Annotated in this window: 15 protein-coding genes and 1 pseudogene; 12 read left to right on the top strand and 4 right to left on the bottom strand. The window is 58.4% G+C overall.

What is annotated here, in order from left to right:
- Positions 1–76: 76 nt before the first annotated feature.
- Positions 77–1,522: an NAD-dependent succinate-semialdehyde dehydrogenase gene (locus ILT42_RS21915; protein ID WP_204218141.1), complete on the top strand. Its 1,446-nt coding sequence runs from the start codon at positions 77–79 to the stop codon at positions 1,520–1,522.
- 107 nt (positions 1,523–1,629) lie between these two features.
- Here the strand turns inward: ILT42_RS21915 and ILT42_RS21910 are convergent, their stop codons facing one another.
- The gene (locus ILT42_RS21910; protein WP_204218140.1) at positions 1,630–2,391 is read right to left on the bottom strand and encodes an IclR family transcriptional regulator domain-containing protein; all 762 of its coding nucleotides are present in this window, start codon (positions 2,389–2,391) and stop codon (positions 1,630–1,632) included.
- Positions 2,392–2,526: 135 nt separating this feature from the next.
- On the opposite strand from ILT42_RS21910, the gene ILT42_RS21905 reads away from it, so the two are divergent.
- The 11 genes and pseudogenes from ILT42_RS21905 to ILT42_RS22965 all read left to right on the top strand — a co-directional run bounded on the left by ILT42_RS21905 (position 2,527) and on the right by ILT42_RS22965 (position 14,147).
- Entirely contained in the window at positions 2,527–3,249 is a 723-nt protein-coding gene (locus ILT42_RS21905; RefSeq protein ID WP_204218139.1) for a 3-oxoacid CoA-transferase subunit A, read from the top strand.
- Complete coding sequence (locus ILT42_RS21900) at positions 3,246–3,926, top strand: 3-oxoacid CoA-transferase subunit B (RefSeq protein WP_204218138.1); 681 nt, start codon at positions 3,246–3,248, stop codon at positions 3,924–3,926. The genes ILT42_RS21905 and ILT42_RS21900 overlap by 4 nt, the downstream gene beginning before the upstream one ends.
- Positions 3,927–4,041: 115 nt before the next feature.
- On the top strand, positions 4,042–4,923 hold the full coding sequence (yghU, locus tag ILT42_RS21895) for a glutathione-dependent disulfide-bond oxidoreductase (RefSeq protein WP_204218137.1): 882 nt from the start codon (positions 4,042–4,044) through the stop codon (positions 4,921–4,923).
- A 142-nt stretch (positions 4,924–5,065) separates the two neighbouring features.
- Positions 5,066–6,151 (top strand): M24 family metallopeptidase, encoded by a 1,086-nt coding sequence (locus ILT42_RS21890; protein WP_204218136.1) that lies wholly within the window; start codon positions 5,066–5,068, stop codon positions 6,149–6,151.
- A 121-nt stretch (positions 6,152–6,272) separates the two neighbouring features.
- Entirely contained in the window at positions 6,273–7,847 is a 1,575-nt protein-coding gene (locus tag ILT42_RS21885; protein WP_204218135.1) for an ABC transporter substrate-binding protein, read from the top strand.
- A 164-nt stretch (positions 7,848–8,011) separates the two neighbouring features.
- Positions 8,012–8,989 (top strand): ABC transporter permease, encoded by a 978-nt coding sequence (locus ILT42_RS21880; RefSeq protein WP_204218134.1) that lies wholly within the window; start codon positions 8,012–8,014, stop codon positions 8,987–8,989.
- Positions 8,986–9,906, top strand: coding sequence for an ABC transporter permease (locus tag ILT42_RS21875; RefSeq protein ID WP_204218133.1), 921 nt, complete (start codon positions 8,986–8,988; stop codon positions 9,904–9,906). The genes ILT42_RS21880 and ILT42_RS21875 overlap by 4 nt, the downstream gene beginning before the upstream one ends.
- A gap of 4 nt (positions 9,907–9,910) precedes the next feature.
- Positions 9,911–10,888, top strand: coding sequence for an ABC transporter ATP-binding protein (locus tag ILT42_RS21870; protein WP_204218132.1), 978 nt, complete (start codon positions 9,911–9,913; stop codon positions 10,886–10,888).
- Positions 10,885–11,874, top strand: a complete 990-nt coding sequence (locus ILT42_RS21865) for an ABC transporter ATP-binding protein (RefSeq protein ID WP_204218131.1) — start codon at positions 10,885–10,887, stop codon at positions 11,872–11,874. The genes ILT42_RS21870 and ILT42_RS21865 overlap by 4 nt, the downstream gene beginning before the upstream one ends.
- A gap of 32 nt (positions 11,875–11,906) precedes the next feature.
- Complete coding sequence (locus ILT42_RS21860; protein ID WP_204218130.1) at positions 11,907–13,322, top strand: M20 family metallopeptidase; 1,416 nt, start codon at positions 11,907–11,909, stop codon at positions 13,320–13,322.
- 501 nt (positions 13,323–13,823) lie between these two features.
- A pseudogene (locus ILT42_RS22965) lies at positions 13,824–14,147 on the top strand (DUF938 domain-containing protein).
- Between the two features lie 178 nt (positions 14,148–14,325).
- Here the strand turns inward: ILT42_RS22965 and ILT42_RS21845 are convergent.
- From ILT42_RS21845 to ILT42_RS21835, 3 genes are all read right to left on the bottom strand, one after another.
- A complete protein-coding gene (locus tag ILT42_RS21845; protein ID WP_204218128.1) occupies positions 14,326–14,973 on the bottom strand; it encodes a DUF924 family protein in 648 nt (215 codons plus the stop codon).
- A gap of 208 nt (positions 14,974–15,181) precedes the next feature.
- Entirely contained in the window at positions 15,182–15,961 is a 780-nt protein-coding gene (locus tag ILT42_RS21840) for a sulfite exporter TauE/SafE family protein (RefSeq protein ID WP_204218127.1), read from the bottom strand.
- Positions 15,962–16,346: 385 nt separating this feature from the next.
- Positions 16,347–16,889: an ankyrin repeat domain-containing protein gene (locus ILT42_RS21835; protein ID WP_204218126.1), complete on the bottom strand. Its 543-nt coding sequence runs from the start codon at positions 16,887–16,889 to the stop codon at positions 16,347–16,349.
- Positions 16,890–16,957 lie beyond the last annotated feature (68 nt).

Below are 16,957 nucleotides of genomic sequence, written 5' to 3'. Positions count from 1 at the left end.
GTGCCGTGCGCTTCTTCTGAAGCATCTGCGGTTTTTTCTCCAGGGCCTCAGGCCCCCAGCTTTTGAAGAGAGGCATATGTCCTACACGCATCTCATTCGTGAGGCCAACCTGATCGACGGCGCATGGGTCGCCGCCGATCTGGGTCGTACCATCGACGTGACGAACCCTGCCACTGGAGAGGTCATCGCACGTGTACCCAATGCTGGCGCGGCTGAAACGCGCCGCGCCATCGCTGCAGCCTATGCTGCATTTCCTGCATATGCGGGCCTTTCGCTCAATGAGCGTGTTTTGCTGATGCGTCGGCTTCATCAGGCGATCATGGATAATCTCGACGGCTTGGCCGCACTGCTTACGGCAGAGCAGGGAAAGCCTCTTGCTGAGTCGAAGGGCGAGGTCACCTCGTCGGCCGGCTATGTCCTATGGTTCGCTGAGGAGGCTCGCCGAACGGACGGAGCGGTAATTCCGTCACCTGTATCTGGCCGCAGGCTTATGACGACGCGCCATCCCGTTGGCGTCGTAGCCGCCATTACGCCGTGGAACTTCCCTTCGTCCATGCTTGCTCGCAAGCTTGGCCCCGCTTTGGCTGCGGGCTGCACAGTCATTGTCAAGCCTGCAACGGCGACGCCGCTCTCGGGTCTCGTCTGGGGCCATCTGACGGAGCAGGTGGGCTTTCCGAAAGGGGTCGTGAATGTGCTGACAGGATCGGCGCGTGAGATCGGCGGAGAAATCGTCTCTAATCATCAGGTGCGCAAGATCACGTTTACGGGCTCAACCGAGATCGGCAAACAGATCCTGCGCGACGCGGCGGGCACTGTCAAACGAGTTTCGATGGAGCTGGGCGGGAATGCGCCGTTCATCGTTTTCGACGATGCCGACCTCGAACGCGCGGTTGACGGTGCGATAGTCGCCAAGTTCCGAAATGCTGGACAAACATGCATCTGCACGAACCGCTTGTACGTACAGTCGGGCATCTATGATCGGTTCATCGCTCGCTTCGCCGAGAAGGTCACTGCTCTCAAAGTCGCCCCGGGTGATACGACTGGCGCTGAGCAGGGTCCCATGATCGATACGGCAGCGCTTGAGAAGATGGAAGACTTCATCGCCGATGCGCTGGCAAAAGGAGCTCAGGTCATCACAGGCGGTGGGCGCCACCAGCGCGGCGGTCTGTTTTTCCAGCCGACCGTCCTCGGCGGCGCGACGCCGGAGATGCGATTCAGCACGGAGGAGATCTTCGGCCCCGTCGCGCCCGTGTACCGTTTCGATGACGAAGACGAGGCCATTCGCGCGGCCAATGACACCGAGTATGGCTTGGCGGCTTATGCCTACACCCAGAGCCTTGCGCGGGCGTTCCGCCTTCAGGATAAGCTGGAATATGGGTTAATTGGTATCAACGAAGTCATGATCGTTGCGCCGGAAGTGCCCTTCGGCGGCATGAAGGAAAGCGGCCTCGGCAAAGAAGGCAGCTGGCAGGGTATCGATGACTATCTGGAGACCAAATATACCTGCATCGGCGGTCTTTGACTATTCCAGGAGCGATTAAACCTCCGGAAATGCGATCACACCGGGCAGTCGGCTCGACTGTCCGGCCATTGCCTTGACAAAGCGGCGGGCCGGTTAGGAAGCGGGTTTCAGCGCAGCACCCGCTTCACTTCATCCTGCACATGCCGAAGAGATGGCAGGTAGCGGGGAACCATGTCGTCACAAGCAACGCTCGCCGCGGGAAGTCCAAAATTAAGGGCAGCGACCACCTTGCCTCGCAGGTTGTAAAGCGGAACGGCAATCGATCGGAGGCCGAGCTCAACCTCTTGATCGATTACGGCATATCCCTGCTTCCGAACCTGATCCAATTCCTCCATCAGGGTGTCGATGTGGGTAATTGTATGAGGAGTGCGCGCAAGCCGTGATGTTCGATCGAGAATGCCAGCGGCTTCGCCCTGTGGGAGCGCGGCAAGCAGAACGCGGCCCATGGATGTGCAATAAGCCGGTAGGCGAGATCCCGGCATCAGGCTGATCGACATTACCTTTTTCTGAGCAGCGCGGGCGACGTAGACGATTTCTGTTCCGTCAAGGATAGATACGGAAGAGCTTTCCTTTAGCTCATCCGAGAGGTGGTCCAGCCATGGCTGCATGATCTGGGGCAGCGGCATGGTTGCCAGGCACGCGGTGCCGAGGCGTAGAACACGCGGCATGAGCGTGAAAAACTTGCCATCGTAATCCGCGTAGCCGAGTTGAGCGAGAGTGAGAAGGCAACGCCGTGCTGTCGCACGGTCAAGGCCTGATGCGGCAGCGACCTCCGAAATGGATTGACGTGGACGCTCGGCCGTGAAGGTCTCGATCACGGCGAGGCCTTTTGCCAAGCCGCCCATTGTCTCATGCCGTTGGACCGCCATTGCTGCCCTCGCTGTTCGCTATCGTAACAAAACGTTTATAGCGCACATCATCCGTTGAAGACCAGCGTGCTCCTGCTATTCGTTTTATCAAGGGACAGATTGACCCCACCTTTGGCGCTAGAGGACATACGCCCAATGGATAAAGCATTCGCCAGCCTGTCGGGCGCTGTGGCAGGCATCGAAGATGGAGCCACGGTCATGATTGGCGGCTTCGGAGGCTCCGGCGCTCCGATTGAGCTGACGCATGCTATGATCGATCGATTTCTCGCGACGGGCAGCCCCAGGAACCTAACGATCGTCAACAACAATGCCGGCAATGGCCATGTGGGACTTGCGGCTTTGATCGAGCACGGCATGGTGAAGAAGCTGATCTGCTCGTTCCCGCGATCGGCGGATCCACGGGTGTTCACTGAAAAATATCTGGCGCGAGAGATCGAATTGGAGTTGGTCCCTCAGGGCACTCTCGCGGAGCGCATCCGGGCCGGCGGTGCCGGCATCCCGGCCTTCTATACGCCGACCGCCTATGGCACCGAACTTGCTAATGGCAAGGTCATCGCGACGTTCGACGGGCGTTACTATGTTCAGGAGCGCTGGTTGAAAGCGGACTTTGCCCTGGTGAAAGCCCATATGGGCGATCGTCATGGAAACCTGACCTACAACAAGGCTGCTCGCAACTTCAATCCGCTCATGTGCATGGCAGCGGTAGTGACGATTGCTCAGGTTAGTCGTCTTGTGGAGCCGGGGGCACTCGATCCAGAGCACATTATAACCCCAGGGATCTTCGTGCAGGGACTCGTCGAGGTGGCTGATCCCCAGCAGGAAGAGCTCCTGAACCGCGCCGGAGCGCAGTATCCATGACCCTCAAGCTTTCCAACGCCCAGATCGCTTGGCGCGCCGCGCAGGACATCGCTGATGGCGCTTATGTCAACCTCGGGATTGGTTTTCCGGAGATGGTCGCCCAATACCAGCCTCCTGGACGGCATGCGATATTTCACACCGAAAACGGCATCCTGAACTTCGGGGAAGCGCCGGAGAAAGGAAGCGAGGACTGGGACTTGATCAATGCCGGCAAAAAGGCCGTTGGGCTTAAACCCGGCGCGGCATTCTTCCATCATGCGGACAGCTTCGCCATGGTGCGAGGTGGACATTTGGATGTAGCGATCCTCGGCGCTTACCAAGTTGCGGAGAACGGCGATCTGGCGAATTGGAGCACGGGTCCCAAGGGCGTACCAGCCGTCGGTGGGGCGATGGACCTTGTGCATGGTGCAAAGCGCGTAGCGGTCATTACTGATCATGTCACCAAGGATGGCAAGCCCAAACTGGTGAAGCGCTGCACGCTGCCGTTGACAGGTGTCGGCTGCGTCACACGGGTGTATACAAGCTTAGCTGTCATCGACATCCAAGATGGACATTTCGTCCTGCGTGAGAAACTCGCCGCTCTCTCATTGGAAGACTTGCAGGCGCAAACCGGTGCCACACTTCACCTTTCAGGTCCGATCGGCGATCTCGTCATCCCGGAGTTGAGCGATGATTGACGTACTTGTCTATGACTACGTCCGCCCGTCGGCTGGATGGATGGACCGCTTTCGTACGTGAGCCTTTGTAATGTCGAAAGCTGAATAAGAGCCGCGATCGTCAGGAGCAGCTGGAATGACGAATTCTTCTGATTACGTGCCGCCGAAGGTCTGGACCTGGGACAAGGGAGGTGCTGCAAGCCCCGTCACAAGCCACAACCGGCCGGTAGCAGGCGCTACGCACGTTAAGGAGCTGCCTGTTGGCCGCCACCCCCTTCAGCTTTACTCTCTAGGAACGCCCAACGGCCAGAAGGTGACCATCCTGCTGGAAGAGCTTCTGGAGTTGGGCTACGCCGGGGCTGAGTACGATGCTTGGCTGATTAGGATCAATGAGGGTGGGCAATTTGGTACTGGCTTTGTCGACGTGAATCCGAACTCAAAGATTCCAGCTTTGGTGGATCGCTCGGACGCGGAAACAATTCGCGTCTTTGAGTCCGGCGCTATCCTGATGTACCTCGCGGAGAAGTTCGGGGCATTCCTGCCGCAGGAGGCCAGCCAGCGTGCGGAGTGTCTGTCGTGGCTGTTCTGGCAGATGGGAAGCGCGCCCTATCTGGGAGGGGGCTTCGGACATTTCTATGCCTACGCACCGGTGAAAATAAAGTATGCGATTGATCGGTTCACGATGGAGACGAAGCGGCTGCTTGATGTGCTCGACAGGCGGCTGGCGGACAACACGTTCGTGGTGGGGACGGAGTACACGATTGCCGACATGGCTATTTGGCCCTGGTATGGTGGCCTGATCCAGGGGCGTTTGTACGACGCAACAGAATTTCTGTCGGTACGGGATTACCAGCATGTGCGGCGCTGGGCCGACACCATCGGCGAACGCTCAGCCGTGATCCGGGGGCGCATCGTGAACCGCACCTCCGGTGAGCTCTCTGAACAACTTCATGAGCGTCACAGTGCCACCGATTTCGATCTCATGACACAGGATAAGCGGCCTGCAAGGGGAGAGTGAGTGGCCCCTACCGGCTCCACCGACCATCCTCGTGGATCCAGACGATGTCAGCGGGGCGGCAGAGAGACCCCACCTCCTCCAGATCTTTGAAATTACGTCCGCATAGCGCACGAGTGTGCGAAAATGAACAAGGATAACCATCATGCGCAATAAGTTGGAACGCTTGCAGTCAATCATGGCGGATCAAGAGATTGATCTCGTAGCGCTTGCGCCAGGGGCCCACATGCATTGGGTTCTCGGATATCATCCCCACCCAGATGAGCGAGCAACACTTCTGCTCGTTTCCCATGACAGCGCTGCTGTTCTTGTCCCCTCAGTCAACGAGCAGGACATGCGCGCGCATACCAACCTGCCGTGTTTTTCTTGGAAGGATGAGAACGGCCCGGTCGACGCATTGAACGAGGCGCTGTCCACCTGTGGGATCAGCAAGGGTGCAAAGCTGTCTCTCGACGAAACGGCTCGCGCCGATGTTGTGCTACCTTTGATGCGAGCTTTAGACATCTCCGACTACCACTTCGCGTCCGAATCCGTAGGTGTGCTTCGCATGCGGAAGGATGCGAGTGAACTTGATCAAATCCTTCGCTCGGCTGCTGTGGCCGACAAGGCGATGGAAGCCGGGCTGGCTATCATCAAGCCAGGCATGACGGAGCGCCAGGTTGCGGCTGTCATCCGCCAAGCCTTCGTCGATAACGGTGTGTCGATCTCTTTCGCGCTCGTTGCAAGCGGCCCCAATGGAGCGTTTCCGCATCATTCCACCGGCAATCGGCCGATCTCCGAAGGCGACGCGATCGTCATCGACATAGGCGGTTCGCTGGATCATTTCTCCAGCGACATGACGCGAATGGCGATTGTAGGTGAGGGGCCAGATAACTACGCGCATGTGCACTCGGTGGTCGAAGAAGCCGTACAGGCCGCCATGGCGGCAGCGCGTCCAGGCGTGGCCGCGCGCATGGTCGATCAAGCCGCTCGTGACGTGATCACGGCAGCAGGGTTTGGCGAGTACTTCGTCCATAGGACTGGGCACGGACTGGGCCTGGAGGTGCACGAACCCCCTTATGTCACGTCCACATCAGAAACCGTGCTGGAGCCGGGGATGGTTTTCTCGATCGAACCCGGCGTCTACCTGCCCGGTAGGTTTGGTATCCGCTTGGAGGATATTGTCATTTTGGAGGAGCATGGGCCTCGCGTCCTCTCCAGCCTCTCCCGCGCTGCTCACAAGATCAGTTGAATAGGGAGATAAGCCGAAGAATTTATCGCTTGGCAAAACTTCTACGCCTAGTTTACATAGCGCACATAAGTTCGCAAAAAACGACATTTCGCCAGATCTGGATCTTATGGGAGGGATCGCTTTGAAAAAGCCTCTGTTGGTTACCGCCGCAGCAGTCGCCTTAATGACAAGCTCGGCTGGCGCCGAAACGCTCCGATGGGGCTTGGCAGGCGACGCGTTGACGCTAGACCCACACGCCCAGAACGAGGGCGTCACGATCATGCTCCAGTCCCAGATGATGGAGCCTCTCGTATCTCGGGCTCCCAATGGTGAACTTGAGCCGACCCTGGCGACCGAGTGGGCTATCAAGAAAGCCGACCCAACCGTCTGGGTCTTCAAGCTGCGTGAGGGTGTAAAATTCCACGATGGCGCGGCCTTTGACAGTGAAGATGTCGTGTTTTCGCTCAATCGCGCGAGATCGCAGGCCAGTCAGATGAAGGGCCTGATCGCATCGATCGCCGAAGTCAAGGCTACTGGTCCCCACGAGGTTGAGATTAAGACCAAAGGTCCCAATCCGATACTGCCGGCGGCTATGACGAGTATTTTCATGCTCGACAAAACATGGGTGGAAGCGAACAAGGCCACTGTGCCTCAGAACGTCGCTGCGGGTGAGGTCACGTTTGCTTCCACAAACGTGAACGGGACTGGTCCTTACAAACTCGTTTCGCGGGAGCAGGACAACCGCACGGTGATGCGGCGCAATGACGACTATTGGGGAATGAAAACCTTCCCAGTCAAAGTGACAGAAGTCGTCTTCACGCCGATTCAGAATGCGGCGACCCGTGTATCGGCTCTATTGTCCGGTGAGTTAGACTTCATCCAAGATGTGCCTGTCCAGGACATCCAGCGCGTCAAGTCGAATGCCGGGCTCAAAATTGAGACGCAAACCGAGAACCGCTCTGTGTTCTTCGGGCTGAATGTTTCCGATAAACTGCATGGCGGCAACATCAACGGCAAGAATCCGCTGGCAGATGTGCGTGTGCGACAGGCCATGAGCATGGCGATCAATCGCGATGCCATCCAGAGGGTCGTGATGCGGGGCCAATCGGTGCCGGCTGGGGTCATCATGCCCACTTTTGTCAGGGGATGGAGTAAGGAACTCAACACATATCCGCCGACAGATGTCGCGAAGATCAAGGCTATGCTGGCGGATGCCGGATATAAGGACGGGTTCTCCATCCAGCTCGATTGCCCGAACGACCGCTACATCAACGACGAGGCGATCTGCCAAGCCGCTGTCAGCATGCTGTCGCAGGTCGGGATCAAGGTGAACCTGAACGCAACATCGAAGGCGTTGTTCTTCCCCCAGATCGGCAAGCTCGAGACGGACTTCTTTATGCTGGGGTGGGGTGTACCGAGCTACGACTCGGAGTACATTTTCAACTTCCTTTACCACACCAAATCCGACGCGTACGGAAGCTGGAACAGCACCCGCTATTCGAATCCCGAGCTCGACAGTCAGATCAAGGCGATCGCGGCCGAAGTCAATCTGGAAGCGCGCGACGCCATGGTAAAGAATATGTGGGAGACAGTGAAAAAGGATGCAGTCTATATCCCAATTCATCACCAAATGCTCAACTGGGCCATGAAGAGCAAGTACACGGTCACCGTGGATCCAGACAATCAGGCCCGGATTAAGTACTTCAGTATAAATTAAGGAACTTTAAGGCGGGCGTGTCAGTGCGCACGTCCGCCTTCCCCAAATGGAGCGGGTAAATGTTCGTCGCGAACATCGCCCAACCGACGTTCCGAAAACTATCCACGCCGTGGACACTTTGAACACAAGGTTGCCAGGCAGGAAAGCGTTAGCATCCCAGCCCTATGATCGTCTTCTTTATTCGGCGTCTCGGACAGTCGTTACTGGTCCTCCTCATCGTAGGACTCGTAGCCTTTTCCATGTTCCGCTTTGTGGGCGATCCGATCAACAACATGCTTGGTCAGGAGCGAACTCAGGCGGATGTCGACCGCATGCGCGTCGAACTCGGGCTCGATCGCGCAATCCTCACGCAGTACGGGATCTTCCTGAAAAAGGCCGTGCAAGGGGACTTTGGCGTGAGCTATCGCCAGGGTCGTCCAGTGATCGAGGTTCTCGCCGAACGTGCCCCGGCGACGCTGGAACTCGCGCTGGTGTCGGGAGCGCTCGCGCTGTTCTTCGGCATCGTCTTCGGCATGTACACGGCGATCAAGCGCGACAGCTTCATCGCCAAGAGCATCATGACTGCCTCGCTTATTGGTGTGTCGTTGCCGACGTTTCTGATCGGCATCGCGCTGATTAATATCTTTGCGGTGAAGCTTGAGCTCCTGCCAAGTTTTGGGCGCGGCGAAACAGTGAAAATCGGCGGTTGGACAACAGGATTTCTTACGCGGTCAGGTTTGATCGCACTGATTCTGCCATCGATTACGCTGGGTCTCTACCAGATGACGCTGATCATGCGGCTCGTTCGGGCAGAGATGTTGGAAGTTCTTCGGCAGGATTATATCCGCTTCGCTTGGGCCCGAGGATTGAAGGAGCGGTCGATCAACTTCAATCATGCACTGCGCAACACGCTTGTACCCGTGATTACCGTTACAGGCCTCCAACTCGGATCGATTATCGCTTTTGCCATCATTACCGAGACGGTTTTCCAATGGCCAGGCATGGGACTTCTCTTCGTCAACGCCATTCAGTTTGTCGACATTCCGGTCATGGCCGCATACTTGATGCTGATCTCGCTGGTGTTCGTCACCATCAATCTCCTGGTTGATATGCTATACTTCGCTGTTGATCCACGCCTGCGGGTATCGGGAGGAAAGGGATGATTTCCCGCATCTCCAGTTTTTGGGCCTCCGATATCGGGTGGTCGTTTCGTGGCTCTCCGGTTGCAATCCTGTCGGCAATCATGGTCGTTGTTCTCCTGATGGCAGCACTGTTTGCACCATGGATCACGCCGCAGAACCCGTTCGACCCAAGCGAGCTCAACCTCGCTAACGGCTTCTCGCCGCCACTTCAGGAGAATCCCTTCACAAACGACTTCTTTGTGTTTGGCGCGGACAACCAGGGTCGCGACGTATTCTCAACGATTCTATACGGCCTACGTATCTCACTGATGGTCGGTGTGCTGGCAGTGGCCTTCGGTCTTGTGCTTGGGGTTTCGTTAGGCCTGATCGCAGGTTATGTCGGTGGGCGCGTCGACAGCATCATCATGAGAACTGCCGACATCCAGCTCACCTTTCCGGCAATCCTCATTGCTATGCTGATATTCGGGATCGCCAAGGGGGTCGCTCCCATCGAATATCGAGACCAGGTGGCGATCTGGGTTCTGATTGTGGCAATTGGCCTGTCGGACTGGGTGCCCTTCGCCCGTGTTGTCCGCGGCGCTGCCATGGTACAGAAGAACAAGGATTTCGTGCTCGCCGCAAAGCTCGCGGGGCAGGGACCGATGACGATCATGTTCCGGCACATTCTGCCTAACGCCATGAGTCCGATCCTTGTCATCGCGACAATCAGCCTGGCGCTGGCCATCATTGCCGAGGCTACCCTGTCCTTCCTAGGAGTCGGGGCGCCGCCAACTAAGCCTTCGCTTGGCACTCTCATACGCGTTGGTCAGGAGTTCGCGCTCTCTGGTGAGTGGTGGATCCTGTTCTTCCCAGCATTGACGCTTTTGATGCTGGCTCTTTCGGTCAACAGTCTCGGTGACTGGCTGCGCGATGCGCTCAACCCCAGCCTAAAGAGCTGACCAGATGCCTGTTCCCGTTCTTTCCGTGCGTGATCTCTCGGTTGAAATCCCGTCGCGCTACGGCGTCATGCGGCCTGTTGATCGGGTGAGCTTCGACATCGCCGCAGGAGAAATCCTGGGTGTGGTCGGTGAAAGTGGTGCCGGCAAGTCCATGACCGGAAATGCCGTGATCGGATTGTTGGCGAGACCGGCTCATATCAGCGGCGGCGAAGTCTGGCTGATGGGGCAGCGTATTGACACGCTTGCGACGGAAACCAAGCGGCGCATTCGCGGCAGGCGCATTGGCATGGTGTTCCAGGATCCGCTAACGTCTCTCAATCCACTGCTGACGGTTGGCCAGCAGTTGACCGAGACGATTCTCGAGCATCTCGCCGTGTCCAAGAAGGAAGCGCGCCAGCGCTCGATCCAGTTACTGCAGGAGGTGGGTATTCCGGCTGCCGCCGAGCGTATCGACAGCTACCCGCATGAGTTTTCCGGAGGAATGCGCCAAAGGGTTGTGATTGCCTTGGCACTCAGTGCGGAACCGAGCCTCGTGATCGCCGATGAGCCGACCACCGCGCTGGACGTATCCGTTCAGGCTCAGATCATCGGTCTGTTGAAACGGCTTTGCCGTGAGCGCGGAGTGGCCGTAATGCTCGTTACGCATGACATGGGCGTCATCGCCGAGGCGGCCGATCGGGTTGCGGTGATGTATGCCGGTCGGCTTGCCGAAATCGGATCAGTGAGGGATGTCATCCTGACGCCCGCGCATCACTATGCACGTGGACTCATGGCCTCTACTCCTCTCGCCTCCCTTGGGATGCGCCGCCTGCGCCAGATCCCCGGCTCCATGCCCCGGCTGGGGCGTCTACCCCAGGGTTGCGCTTTCAACCCACGCTGCGAGCAAGCGACCCAACGGTGCCGCGTTGATCCAACCCCGACCTTATCCGATGATCCAAATGGCCGAGCAGCCTGCTGGTATCCTCTGAAGGGTACGATATGAGAACGCCTTCCGAATTCACGGTGCCGAAAGACCGGCGAGCTTCCGATTCACTGGTTAGCGTGCTCGGCTTGAGCCGCACCTTCGACGTGTCGCCTCCATTTCTCAATCGCTTGATCGAGCGCCTGCCGAAGCGCACACTGAAGGCTGTGACCGACGTGAGCTTCAACGTCGAGCGCGGCACCGTTTTCGCTCTGGTTGGAGAGAGCGGTTCCGGCAAAACGACGATCGGGCGCATGGTCGTCGGGCTGATGGAACCTTCCGCTGGCAATGTTCTCATTGATGGGGAAAGGTCCGGTCCGGACAGTCGGCGAGGTGGCGTCCAAATGGTCTTCCAGGATCCCTATGCCAGCCTCAACCCGCGTTGGCGCGTCCGCGATATCATTGCCGAACCCGTGGTTGCCCAAGGCGGCAAGGCTACGGGGATCGCAGAGCAACTTCTTGAAAAGGTCGGCCTTTCAGCCGACGACGCCAAGCTTTTCCCGCACCAGTTTTCCGGCGGACAGCGCCAACGGATAGGGATTGCCCGTGCACTCGCGTCCAACCCCAAGCTGATCGTCTGCGATGAACCTACATCCGCGCTCGACGTCTCGGTCCAGGCACAGGTTCTCAACCTGATGAGCGACCTGAAAGATGAGTTCGGGCTGACCTATATCTTCATCAGCCATGACCTGACAGTCGTTCGCCACATGGCCGATCGGATTGGCGTGCTGTATCTCGGCCGCTTGGTCGAAGAGGCTCCTGTCGAGGAGCTCTTCACGGATGCCAAGCATCCCTATACACGCATGTTGCTCGAAGCTGCGCCGCGCATGGATGCTTTCGGCCGTGAGGCTTCGATCCCTATCGGTGAGATACCGGATCCAATCTCCCCACCACCAGGCTGCGCTTTCCATCCACGCTGTCCACTTGCCACTGAAGTCTGCCGCAGAAGCGTACCCGCGATGCAGCCAGTCAATAAAGGACGCGTAGCCTGCCACCACGCATTGTGAGCAGTGAACGAGAAGAACAAAGGAGCGATCTCATGAAGCCCGCCAACAGTCACGAGGCATGGGATCTTGTCGACGCTAAAAAGAGTGATTTCATTGCGCTGAGCGATTCCGTCTGGGACACACCGGAAACTCTTTATCAGGAGCACAGATCGGCAGCCTCACACAAGGCGGCCCTCGAAGCGCAGGGCTTCCGCGTGACTGAAAACGTTGCAGGAATCGAAACAGCGCTGATGGCCGAGGCCGGTGAAGGCGGTATCGTCATCGCGATCCTTGGTGAGTATGACGCGCTTCCAGGCCTCAGCCAGAAGGCGGGTTTGGACCGACCTGAGCCGGTCGAGCCCGATGGCAACGGTCATGGCTGTGGCCACAACCTACTGGGTGCTGGCTCACTTCTGGCAGCTACAGCCGTGAAGGATTGGCTGCAGAAAACCGGCACCAAGGCACGCGTCCGCTACTATGGGTGTCCTGCGGAAGAGGGTGGAGCGGCTAAGACATTCATGGTGCGGGACGGCGTTTTCGAAGATGTGGATGTCGCGCTTTCTTGGCACCCGATGCATTTCAACGGAATCATCCCGCCATTGACGCTTGCCGTGACCATGATTGACTTCGAGTTCACAGGCCGTGCTTCACATGCTGCCGTCAGCCCACATCTTGGACGCAGCGCTTTGGATGCGGTCGAGCTGATGAATGTAGGCGTCAACTATCTGCGCGAGCATGTTCCATCCGACAGCCGGATCCATTACGCAGTCCTCGATAGCGGAGGCCGTGCGCCCAACGTCGTGCAGGCAAAAGCCACAGTGAGATATTCTGTTCGCGCGCTAAAGCGCGTTAACATGGAGAAGCTTATCGAGAGGGTCAGGAAGGTCGCTGAAGGGGCCGCGACGATGACTGAAACGACGGTCCAATCGTCCGTTGTAACCGCCATGTCGGAAGTTCTGGACAACCCAACGCTGGAAGCTCTGCTGCACCGAAACATGGAGCGTCTCGGTCCAACGTCATTCGACAGCGAGGACCGCGCCTTCGCAAGAAGCATGCAGGCTACGCTTTCCGCCGACGACATCGAAGCGGCCTTCCTTTCCGCTGGCGTCCCGCAAAGCGAGTCGCCGCTCTGCGACCTGATCGTCCCCTTGGACGCAAGAGGTGTGCCGATGCTCGGCTCGACAGACCTTGGCGATGTGAGTTGGGTGGTGCCGTTCGCACAAATCTCAGGTGCGACGCAGGCGATCGGCACGCCGGGCCATTCTTGGCAATTGACCGCGCAGGGCAAGTCACCCATGGCCCATAAGGGAATGGTGCAAACCGCCAAGGCACTGGCGGCAAGCGCGATCGAGTTGATCCAAACGCCAGCCCTCGTCGAAGCCGCCCGTCGCGACCTTCAGGAGCGCACCGCTCGCACGCCTTACATCACACCCCTGCCGGCGAACCTCAAGGCAGGAACCGGAATATGAGGTCAGCCCTGAGGATCCTATCTCAGCCAAGAGAGTCTCTCAGTGACTTCGACCAAGTGCCGCGTTGGAAAGCGCTCGCTTTGACGTCCTCGATCCTGCCGGACCGGTAGCTTGCTGGTGCCGGGCCGAGGAGGTCGTCCGCCCTGCGAGCGGCGCATCCGCAAGAGCAGAGCCATCGGCTCGCACGCCACGTGCAGGACCTCCCCGGCCTGGAGCACATAAACTTCCTTGGAATCGTCGGAGATGATCGGGTCGGCGCCATGCCCGTGGATCGAGCCCCTCATGTCAGCAGCACAGCGGTAGTCCTTCTGCCTGGTGACAAGTTCTGTGTCGCGGTAACACCAAGAGATCAACCTCACTCGGAAACAAGCCCTGGTGCCACGGGTTCGGGAGGCCTGGCGCAGCTCCTCCAATTTTAGCGCGGCCATCTCGGCGTGCTAGCGGCTGGGGTCCGGTAGCGGCCATGCTCCTGGCCGGTCTGACGGGACGAGGAAGGCCCCCGTGGCGATCAACTTGGTTCACATCAGCTTTTGGCAAGCGACGAAAGGGCTGATGGCTGGAGCGGGACGGCTGCTTTCGCCCGGCGGCGTGCTCTACCTTTATGGAGCGTATACGGAGAATGGGTCTCACACGGCCGTGAGCAATGAGGCTTTCGACGTTGACCTCAGGCGCCGAAATCCGGATTAGGGTCTCCGAGACCTTGAGGCCGTCGCAAGCTGTGCCCGTTGCGCTGGACTGCTTCTAGCAGAACGCGTGCCGATGCCTGCCAACAATCTCAGCCTCATCTTCCGGCGCTCGGAGCATGCAAGCTCCGCCGACCCATGACAGCGGTTCCGGGGCCGTCCTGAATGGCAGGCGATGTCCGCTCTCAACGAAGGAAAACCGGGCGTTTCGATCAGCGAGGGAGTGCCACTACGGTGTCCGAAGCAGGCCCAGTCGCAGTTTGCGTGAAGCTCTGTCCATGTCTGCTATCGCACGCTCCTTGGACGTGAGGCTTGAAGGCTCACTCGCTGGCAAAGGTAGGCAGTTCGCGTTGGTGAACAAAGTCACCCTTCGCCAAATAAACCTCTTCCGCTGGTGTGGATAGCCTCCCCAGCACTGAATTGCGATGCGGGAACCTCCCAAACTTGGAGATTACGGTGAAGTTGTCCCGGGCTTGTTTCAACGAGAACTCCCAGATCGGCCTTAGGTTCTCAGGGGCTTGGTCGGCGACGCGTTCCGAAATGACGACGACACGTCTCATACGGTCCAGATGGTCCGGACCTTCCGCATGAGCGAGAGGCAGGAAGAAAAAGAACCTCTCCCAGGGGTCGGCGAGGGCCTCAAAATGCCCATTCCTGAAACCTTCCTCCGCAATCCGCAGAGCATCCGTGTCGGACGCAAAGGCATCCGGCGTGCCGCCGAAAAGACCTCGCGGGAATTGGTCGAGGAGTATAATCAAGCATAGGCGTCCGTGGGGGACCTCAAGCCAACGATCCAAAACATCGGACCGCGCCGCCTGAACCAAATCAATAAATGGGGGCAGTTCTGGTGTTGCGCCACCACGCATCCACCATTCCAGCCTGCGCCATTGGCTTGCTGCGTCCGCGCGCGAGAGGCTGGCTGGGAACCAGAAATCGTAGACCCTCTGCCAGTCGGTGGGAGACAACATGAAATCCTCCCTAAAAGGTTGTTTGATCGTACGGCTCATAGGCAGCAATGACTGTGCTCGACAGCACACCGTCGATTGAACCGGACTGGCATTCCCTAAAGGCTGGTCTCTATCCATCGCTGCACAGAGTGACACCGAGTCAGAGGATTTCAAATGTCAACTCGGGAACGAGAGCGAGGGCCTGTATGAACCGTTCTTCATATCCGGCTCAGCCAAGCACCCGAAGATAGTAGCGGATGCCGAGATGCAGCAGTTCACCGACGATCACGAAAATGAGCAGCCGCATAATCCACTGCTTCGCATTCTCGGACAGAGCCAGGCGTGCTCCCAAATAGCTGCCTGCAATGCTTCCTATTCCCAAGATGCCACCAAGCGTCCAGTCAACGCTGCCGCGGCTGGCGAAGATCACCATCGCCACGATCGTGGTCGGTACCGAGAGAAAATTCTTGATGGCATTGGCTTCAATCAAGGGCAGTCGCACGGCGAGGACGAGCACCAGCAGTAGGTAGGTTGCTCCATCGAGCACGATGAAACCGAGCCAGATCCCCACAAGAAAGAACAGTGACTTCTCCCTCAGGCCATAACGGGTCGTTCCGGCTGCGGCGGCGTTGATGACATCCTTGAGCTTGGTAAGTATGAGGACAAGCGCTGCTAGCACTGCGGCTGTAATAAAGATGCGCAAGTCGTGGCTCGGGATCATTTCGGCCAAGCCGGCCCCACAGGCTGAACCCAAGGTCACCGGAATGCTAGTCTGCCATGCGAGCTTCCACGGGATCTTCCCGTTCCTGGCGAGCTCGATCGTGGCCGTAATCCCGCCAATCAACACGGGAATGCGGTTGGTGGCGTTGGCATCGATGGCATGGAGCCCCATCCACATCAGCGTCGGCAGTGAAACCACCGATCCGGATGACGCGACGGCATTGAAGAACCCGCAGGCGAGGCCCGCCAATGCCGCGATGCCAAGGTGCAGAACGTCGTAGCCCATCATGACAGCCGCCCCTCAGGCGCAGTTTCAGCGCTAAATCCAGGTGCGAAGCATAGACTAAAGATTCCTAAGACATTCAAATACCGTGGGTCGCCTCATGCGGCGCTCGGCGTCCCTCCCGAGTCGTTCGCCGGGCAGGATCCGCCTTCGCTGCCTGGGGCGCCAGACTGTTGAGCAAGCAATCTGGAGAACATCCGCGCTGCCACAGGATTCTCGCCGTGGTGGTCCGATCATGGGAACGAAGGAACCGTCGCACGGCATAGGCATCTGCTTGGGGGCTTCTGATGCGTTGCGCCTAGGCGGGCATCGACCTCAGACCGGTTCGTGCCGATGGCTAAGCTTGCGATCGGTCCGTTCGCGTCAAATTTCATGTGAATCCAAGCCGTGCTCAACCGAGCCTCTCCGTTTGCCGGATTGCTTCTGCAATCTGGTCAGGCGTTTCCGCCGCACCCATGGCACGGGCTGCGTCTCCCGCCGTCAAGCCTCCCACGTCTCGACGACTGGGGTCGGCACCCTGGTTAAGCAGCAAATCGACAATCTCGACCCGGTTGAACATCGCCGCCGTCATAAGCGCGGTTCGGCCATCCTCGCCACAGCCGTCCACCTTTGCGCCGTGGTCAAGGAGCAACTGGACGATAACAGAATCGCCCTTGAAGGCGGCCCCTGCGAGGGGCGTCTGACCGCGATCGTTCGTGAGTTCCGTGTCGCCCCCGTGCTCCAGCAGCAATCGCACGAGGCCTGCATGGCCATGGTAGCAGGCAAGCATGAGCAGGCTGTCCCCTTTCTCGTTGCGAAGATTGGCCGGTAATCCCATCGCCAGCAGTTCGGCGAGTTCGTCGGCCTGGCCCGCTCGGGTGAGCTGAAAAACCCTTCCGGCGAAGGCAATCGTCTCGTCATCAAGGACGGGGCGGATTTTGAGTTCGTCCGACATGTAGCTTTCTCCACGGATCCGGATCGCCGGAGATTAGGGCGGGCAGACCCGCCTTCAAAGATGGACGA

It is taken from the genome of Microvirga pudoricolor (assembly GCF_016892705.1).
Classification (GTDB): domain Bacteria; phylum Pseudomonadota; class Alphaproteobacteria; order Rhizobiales; family Beijerinckiaceae; genus Microvirga; species Microvirga pudoricolor.
This window is presented reverse-complemented; position numbering and strand designations above follow the sequence as displayed.